This is a genomic window from Synechococcus sp. B60.1 (assembly GCF_047462555.1).
Classification (GTDB): Bacteria; Cyanobacteriota; Cyanobacteriia; order Thermostichales; family Thermostichaceae; genus Thermostichus.
Genome location: NZ_JANSJN010000052.1, coordinates 1 through 7,248 on the forward strand (window position 1 = coordinate 1; position 7,248 = coordinate 7,248).

Sequence of the window (7,248 nt, forward strand, 5' to 3'; positions counted from 1 at the left end):
CATCCTGAGGTGATAACCGGAACATCCAGATTGGCCTCGCGCAGGGCCGATTGCAAAGCTTCCACCACCGGCTGATAGTGGCGAGAAGGATAGCAGCGGCTGGAACGGCAAACCGCCAAATAGGGCCGCTTGAGAGGGTTATCTGCGTAAGGGATCCGCTCTTTTCCCTCGACGTAAATGGCTCGCAGGCGTTCATAAAGGGAAAGCTGCTGATAGTCGGCTTTGCCTTCGGGCAGGTAGTCTTCTCCTGGCCCCAAAAAGGGACTGGGCAAAAAGATCTGCAGCAGCGATTCCTCTGTCCCGTTCCAAAACTGGATCCCCCATTGGCGAGGCTGGCCCTGCGGATTGAGGCGGCGATAGAGGGCGGCGCGGCCGACCAATCTTTTGCGGCGCAGCTCAGGAGGAGTTCTGCGGTAGGGGCCGCCCTGGTGTTCCTCCAAACACAGATGCAAATGCCAAGTTTCCGTGGCCACGGTCAAGTAGCCGTCGTAGAGCACACAGAGAGTAGGGGGATCCTTGAAGGCCGCTTCCAGGACGCCACCCTCCACCACCTGGCCCACTTGGATCTCGGCCCAGCGCTCCTGAAAGAGCTCATAGAGCAGCGGCCCAAGACAGTCGATGTGAGCCGGGATCCCTTCGTAAACGGTTGTCCAGCCGGTGGGGGAAACCTCTTGCCAAGTTTGATTTAAGGGTGGGACCCAGGGATTGAAAACAGCCATAGGTTGCTCCTATTGGATTGGCGGAATGCGGGCAATCACCCCCTTTTTGATGGGGCGCTCTGCCCAGGGCAGGATCCCATCGGGCTTTGTCAAATACAGCTCCGCCGTTTGCAAGATTGGCTCCACGTCTTTTGGATCGAGATCGCCAAAGACATAGGTCATCTTTCGGGGGGCTGCCAGCGCAACCACACAAGCGTGGCTGCAGCCGCTCATACAGGCAACTGGCTTCAGTTGCAGTTGGGGATTGAGCCTTTGGGATTGCAAGGCAGCTAGGAGCATTTCTCCCTTGCTGATCCCTTCTTTTTGGCCGTTGACCCAGCGAGATCCACAGGTGGTGCAAACCCAGAGGCAATGTTTAGACTCAGCTTGAGCCAAAGTTGTCGATGGAGAAATAGAGGGAAAGTTGGTCGCGCTCACCATAGAGTTGTATCCAAACTCCACTGCAAAGCAGACAATTCCACTAGGGCAGCTTGTTCTAGATAGTTAGCCAAAAACAGCCCGAGAGGATGCTAAAATTGCCCCCGCAAGCTCACCCTCAGCGTGCGGCCAACGCCGGGATAGCCGGGGAAAACTTCATACTGCTCATCCAGCAGGTTGTCGATCCCCAACTCTAGGCTCAGGGCCTCAGTCAACGGGATCCCTCCCCGCAAAGCCACGGTGGTATAGCCTGGCAGGGATTCCGTATTGGAGTTGTTGGTAAAAAAGCTCCCAATGTGATGGATCAAGATCGAGCCGTACCCGCCCTGCTCATAGCGATAGGTTAGGCCTAGGTTGAAGCTATCGGCTCCCACAAAGGCTAGCTGTTTGCCAACTGTGGCCGGGTTAAGTGCAGCGCGGATGATGGGATCATTGAGGGTGTAGTTGGCAAAAAGCGTCCAGTTTTCCCCCAAACGCAAATCCAAAGCCGCTTCCAGGCCGGTGTATTCGACCAGCCCAATATTCTCATAGGTTCCCTGGCGCGGCCCCAGGCTGACAAAGGTGATGCCATCGCGGATGCGGTTGTGGGCAAACGTTAGCCGCAGCAGGCCAAAATCTCCCAGGCTCTGATCCAAGCCAACGTCAAAGCTCTCCCCTCGCTCTGGGCGGAGATTGGGGTTGCCATCCACTTCAAAAAAGCCTCGCAGCCGAAAGAACAATTCCGAGATCAAGGGGGTGCGAAAGCTGCTGGCGTAGTTGGCTCTCAAGGTGGTGCCTTCCGCCACTGTCCAGCGGATCCCCACAGCCGGCGAGGTGGCCGAGCTATTGGCCAAACTGCTGAAGTCCTGGCGCATGCCCAGATCAAGGTGGAAGTTGGGATCCGGGCTGTAATCCAGGCGGGCAAACAGGGCGCCCTGGTTAACCGTATCGTCGTAGTTGATATTGGCAGAACCGTTGGCAAAGGAAAAAGTTGTATTGCGAGCTGAGATGGAGCGATAATCTACCCCCAAAGCTCCCTCTAGGTTTTCGCCGGCTTGCCAAGCATACTGCAGCTGGGATCCCCAGCCATTGCGCAGGATGACGTCGCGGGATCCCTGGCTTTGCGGAGCACTGAAACGGTAGTTGAGATCGTCAAAAAAGACTCTTGCCTGCAGGGATCCTGTTGCCTGAGTCCACAGCCAACTGAGATCCAGCAGCAGATCGTTGGTGTTTTGCTCTGCATCGGGAGAGGGAAATTCCACACTGCCGGGCACACGAAAGGCTTTATTGAGGTAGAGGGCGTTGGCTGTTAGGACTTGGTCTTTGGCCAGTTGCCAGGTAAGCTTGGCCTGCAAGTTGTGGTACTCCACCGCCGAGTTTTCCCGCTTGCCTGACTTGCCCAGCCGCTCAATTGCAAAGGGAAAGTCGTTGTTACTTTTCAGACGGCGATAGCTGAGCACCCAGCCCAGATCCTGGGCTTGGCCCCGACTTTGGATCCCTTGCTCATTGAGGCCGTAGCTGCCGACCGCCGCTTCCAGCACCGTCTCCGTTTCTGGCTGTGGCTCCACCGTAACGATGTTGATCACGCCGCCAACAGCATCCGAGCCATACAGAGTAGAGCCGCCACCGGGAGAGACTTCAATTCGCTCGACAATATCTGTGGTGAGTTGAGAGAGGTCAAACCCGCCAAAGAAGCCCAGATCGTTGAGGGGGCGGCCGTCCAAGAGCACCAACACCTGCGCCGTTCGCGCCCCTCGCATGAATTGAGAGCTAAGAGCTCCCAACTGAGTTCCCGCTGTGCCATCGCTGAGGATCCCAGGCAGATAGCGCAGGGCTTCTTGCACCGTCCTTGCCCCTTGCTCGCGCATCTGCTGGCGGGTGATGACATAGACTGGGCGCGAAGAGTCCCGCAGCAAGCCAGGGCGGCGAAACGGTGTGGTGACGGGTTGATTGAAAATCTCGGCACTAAGACTGGTGTCCAAGACCGCTTGCGCCCAGGCTGGGATCCCCAAACTCCAGCTCCCCAGCCCAAGGCTGAGACATACAACAATTACTTTCATCCGGTTGCTCCTGCTTCCGTGCGACGCGGAAGAGCTAAGCTGTGAGCCAAAGCCGCAGGCGGGCATCCTGACTGAGGGCCTTAGCCCATCACAGTTGCGGCACAGCGCCGGATTTGCACCGGACTTTCCCCATTGCTTGCCCTGGCTGATCCCCAGAGCAACCTGACGGCACGGCTTCCTCCTCAGTCCTTTTGGAAAAAGCCGTGCTAGGCATCATACCTCCCCTGCTGGGGAGTTCCTATCCTGCCGGGGGGGATCCCTGGGCAGTGAGGTCAACGGAAGATCATCTCCGCCACCGCGTCAAAGCCGGCGTCCAACAGGCGATCCAAGACCGACTGGGCTTGGCTGCGGTTGTCGTAGAGGCCGGCCTGCAGCACTCTCCTGCCGTTGAACACGGTCTCCACCGCTTCGGGGACGAGCTGCCGCAGCCGCTGCAAGTCGTCGCTGCCCTTGGGGGTTACCAAGACGCGAAACTGGGTTGCCGCTCGCGTCAGCGGGACGGAGTCCTTGTCGGCAGCCTGAGCAGGAGAAGCTGGGGCCGAGCTTGAGGGTGCAGAGGAGGAGGTAGGAGGGTTTTCTCTGGCTTGGCGGCGGGCCGGCGGCGGCAGCAGGGTGGTGATGTCGGTAAGGGGAGCTGCAGAGGCCTGGCGGACAGGGGCGGCAGGAGCCGGCTCAACCGGCTGGGCAGGCGTGGTAGAGCCATCGGGGGTGAAGGGGACGGCAACAAACTCCTGGGGTTGAGCGCCCGACGGCTGGCTGGGGCTGCTGGGCAAAATACGCCCTCCCGAGCCCGCTGCAGGAGGGGGAAGGGGGGCCGTCGATTGCGGCACCGCCACCACCGGTAGGTTTGGGGAAGTTTCGGCTGGCTTGGCCGCCGCCGGCTGGGGATCCCGGCTGGGAGCCGGGGGAGCGCTGGGCAGCGTCAGGCCGCCTGCAGCAATGGGTGGTGGGGCGCTGCTGGGCAGGGCAGCAACCGTGGTTTGGCCCGCTAGATCCAGCTCCCCTTTGGTTTTGCCCGCCAGTTGGTTGCCGTTGGCGTTGAGGCGCAGGCCGCGGGTGGCGTTGTGGATGTCGTACTGGCCGTTGCCCTCAAAAATGTTGTTGCCAGGATCCGAGGCCGTGCCCAGATCGGGCTGGGCGTTGGTGATAGCTGTCAGGCCAGTCTCCAGGTTGCGGGCAATGAGATTGTTGCGCAAGATGGGCCGGGCGCTGCCGCCAACCACAATGCCGGTGCGGTTTTGCAGGATGCGGTTGTTGCGCACCATCGGCGCCGAGCGCTGGTCGATGGTGAGGCCAAAGCCGGTCTCTTGGAAGAGGTTGTTGACAATGGTAGGCTGGGAAGTACCCAAGACGGAGATGCCGTTGGCCCCATTTTTGTAGAAGCGGTTGCCCTCTATCCAGGGGTTGGAGGCGCCAGCAATGAAAATGCCGTCGTGGATGCTGCCCACAAAGCTGTTGTTGAGAATGCGGGGGGAAGCCGATTCTATCCAGAGGGCATAGCCGCGCCGCCCCTGGTTGCGCAGGGTAACCCCGCGCACCTCTGAGCCGGTCTCGGCCAGCAGAGCAACATTTTGCCGGGCCAAGGTCGGGCTCATGTAGGTGCCGCCGCCATCGATCAGGTAGCCCTCCCCTAGGGTGGACTCGTCCCCGCGCAAGATGAGGCCAGCCTTGAGGCGGATGGGGAAGACTTCGCCGCTTTCTGCGCTGTAGATCCCCGGCAGCAGCTGGATGATGCTGCCCGCTGGCGCTTGTCCGATGGCATGGGTGATGGTCTTGAAGGGGTTGTTGCGGGATCCATCCCCTTGGGTATCGCTGCCGTTGGCGGCATCAACAAAAATGGCCGGGCGGTCGTCCGGCAGCGGTGGCGCCTGGGGCAGGGCCTGCTTCTCCAAAAGGCCAGTGTCCAGGGAAGTTTGCGCCCAACTGGGATCCCTTCCTGCCGCCAGCAGTAAGCTGGTGCTCAACAGCAGAGAGGCAGCCAGTCGTGCCAGGGTTGGGGAGCCATGGCGCTGCAACCACAAGTCAGGCAGGACTGCTGTAAATTGGTGTTCGCCGGATTTCTGCAGACGGATAAACGATAAGCAAGCAATCATAGGAGTCATCCTCACACCAGGCTGGGCCAGAGAAGGAAGGAGGGTCGAGGCTATCCTACCAAACCCGAGAGGCGGGATCCTGCCCTCTTCCCCAACTCCAAATACGGACTGACGCAGGCTTTTTTTTGTAGATCCAACGCTACCCCTAGAGTATACCCTTGCCATGACCGAAGAAGCCCTTGCCCGCGAAGGCTCCTCCCAAGAGTTGCCGCTGGCTTCCCTCTCGTCTGGGCGCCCCCTGCTTAACCTGCTGCTGTTGGGGATCCCGGCGGGGCTGCTGGCGCTGGCGGGGTTGACGGGGCAGCCAGTTTTGGGCTGGGGGGCGGTGCTGGCTTGGCTGGGCTTGGCCGGCTGGTGGGGGCAGCCGCTCTGGGTGCAGATTGGGCGCGATCTCTGGCAGTGGCTAACCACGTGGCCCAGCCTGGGATGGGCGGCGGCGGCCCTTGGCTTGGCCGTGGCAGGGGCAGTGGTCTGGAGTGGGGTTCTCTCAACCCTGCGATCCCTGAGCTGGGAGGCGATTGGGGCTTTGGGCGAGGTGTTCGGCGCTACCGGGCAGATCTTCATCGCTCTCCTGGCCGCCTATATTGCCTGGCGGCAATACGTTATCTCCCGCGACCTCACCATCCAGCAGAACACCATTACCCAGCAGCAGACCATCGACGCCTACTTCGAGGGTATCTCCAACCTGGTTCTCTCCCCTGACGGGCAGTTGGACGACTGGCCCCTGGAGCGGGCCATTGCGGCCGGGCGCACGGCGGCCATCTTGAACGGCGTGGATCGCTTCGGGAAAGCCAAGATTCTGCGCTTCCTCTCCACCGCCAACTTGCTCAGCCCCCTGCGCCGCGACGAACACCTGGGCCGGCCCATTTTGGACGGCAAAGGCGGCTACCAGCGGGATCGCCTCAACGGGATCCGCGTGGTTAACCTGGGCACCATGCTGGAAGGGGCCGACCTGCATGGCACCCTGTTGCGGGGGGTGGATTTCAGTGAAGCCAGCCTGGAAGGAGCTGACCTGCGGGGTTGCGATCTTAGCCACACCAACCTCTGCGGGGCCAACCTACGCAATGCCGACCTGCGCGGGGCCGATCTCTACCGCGCCCTCTTGTTTGTGGGATCCCTGCAGACCGCTTCCCCGGCCCAGCCAGGACAAAAGCCCGATTTCAAAACGGGAGCCTATGCCGGCGCCATCGTGGCGGGAGCAGACTTCCGCGGCGCCCGTCGCCTTTCTCCTGAGCAGCGCGCTTACCTAGCCGCCTGGGGGGCCAAACTGGATCCCGACCCTTCGCCCCCCAATTCCCGCTTGGATCCCGGCGGCAGCAGCGAGCCCTTACCCCCTCCCGCCGAACCGCCAGCCTCCCTACGGCCCTGATCCAGAGCCAATGGCCGGCAACCCTGGGTTCAACGCCAGTGCTGCTAGGGTCATGGCAAACAGCATAAAACAGCTTGTGAGTTGATCCCAGCTCCCCTCTCCCAGAGGGAGAGGGGCCGGGGGTGAGGGAATGCTCCCTCTGGGAGAGGGATCGGGGGTGAGGGCCTGCCGGAGAACCGTTCACGCTAGCTTGAAATAGCCCTAATCCCTCAACTTTTGCCCATGGCCCGCTTGTTCACCAAGTTCTGGCTGCTGGAGCGCTACCTCTTTGGACAGATGCTCACCCCCCTTTTGGCCGGTATAGCTGGGGGAACCCTGCTGCTTTTGGCGGGCCGGCTCTTTACCCTGGCCGAGCGGCTGGTCGAGGGATCCGTGCCCCCCCTGACGGTGTTGCGGCTCTTGATGTTGGATCTGCCCGAGATGGTGGTGCTGGGCATGCCCATCGCTGCTTTTTTTGCCACCCTACTCACCTTGGGCAAGCTGAGCGGCAACAGCGAAATTACCGCCATGCGGGCAGCCGGGATCCCGTTTACGCGCATCTTTCGTCCCCTGTTGCTGGTGGGGCTGCTCATGAGCCTGAGCGCTTTTTTAATCAGCAACGTGCTCTTGCC

Annotated in this window: 6 protein-coding genes and 1 riboswitch; of the genes, 2 read left to right on the forward strand and 4 right to left on the reverse strand. The window is 60.9% G+C overall.

Annotated features, from left to right (window positions below; genetic code table 11):
• The 4 genes from NW863_RS07355 to NW863_RS07370 all read right to left on the reverse strand — a co-directional run.
• Positions 1-719, reverse strand: a 719-nt coding sequence (locus NW863_RS07355) for a (2Fe-2S) ferredoxin domain-containing protein (RefSeq protein WP_414365583.1), incomplete at its 3' end; no start/stop codon positions are given.
• Between the two features lie 9 nt (positions 720-728).
• Positions 729-1,139: a DUF1636 domain-containing protein gene (locus NW863_RS07360; protein WP_414334715.1), complete on the reverse strand. Its 411-nt coding sequence runs from the start codon at positions 1,137-1,139 to the stop codon at positions 729-731.
• A gap of 89 nt (positions 1,140-1,228) precedes the next feature.
• Positions 1,229-3,175, reverse strand: a complete 1,947-nt coding sequence (locus NW863_RS07365; protein WP_414365584.1) for a TonB-dependent receptor plug domain-containing protein — start codon at positions 3,173-3,175, stop codon at positions 1,229-1,231.
• A 39-nt stretch (positions 3,176-3,214) separates the two neighbouring features.
• Positions 3,215-3,356, reverse strand: a riboswitch (cobalamin riboswitch).
• A gap of 91 nt (positions 3,357-3,447) precedes the next feature.
• Positions 3,448-5,268 (reverse strand): DUF1565 domain-containing protein, encoded by a 1,821-nt coding sequence (locus NW863_RS07370; RefSeq protein ID WP_414365585.1) that lies wholly within the window; start codon positions 5,266-5,268, stop codon positions 3,448-3,450.
• A 163-nt stretch (positions 5,269-5,431) separates the two neighbouring features.
• On the opposite strand from NW863_RS07370, the gene NW863_RS07375 reads away from it, so the two are divergent.
• Together NW863_RS07375 and NW863_RS07380 are read left to right on the forward strand one after the other, a co-directional pair.
• On the forward strand, positions 5,432-6,637 hold the full coding sequence (locus NW863_RS07375) for a pentapeptide repeat-containing protein (protein WP_414365586.1): 1,206 nt from the start codon (positions 5,432-5,434) through the stop codon (positions 6,635-6,637).
• 222 nt (positions 6,638-6,859) lie between these two features.
• Positions 6,860-7,248: LptF/LptG family permease (locus NW863_RS07380; protein WP_414365587.1), on the forward strand; the 389-nt coding region annotated here is incomplete at its 3' end.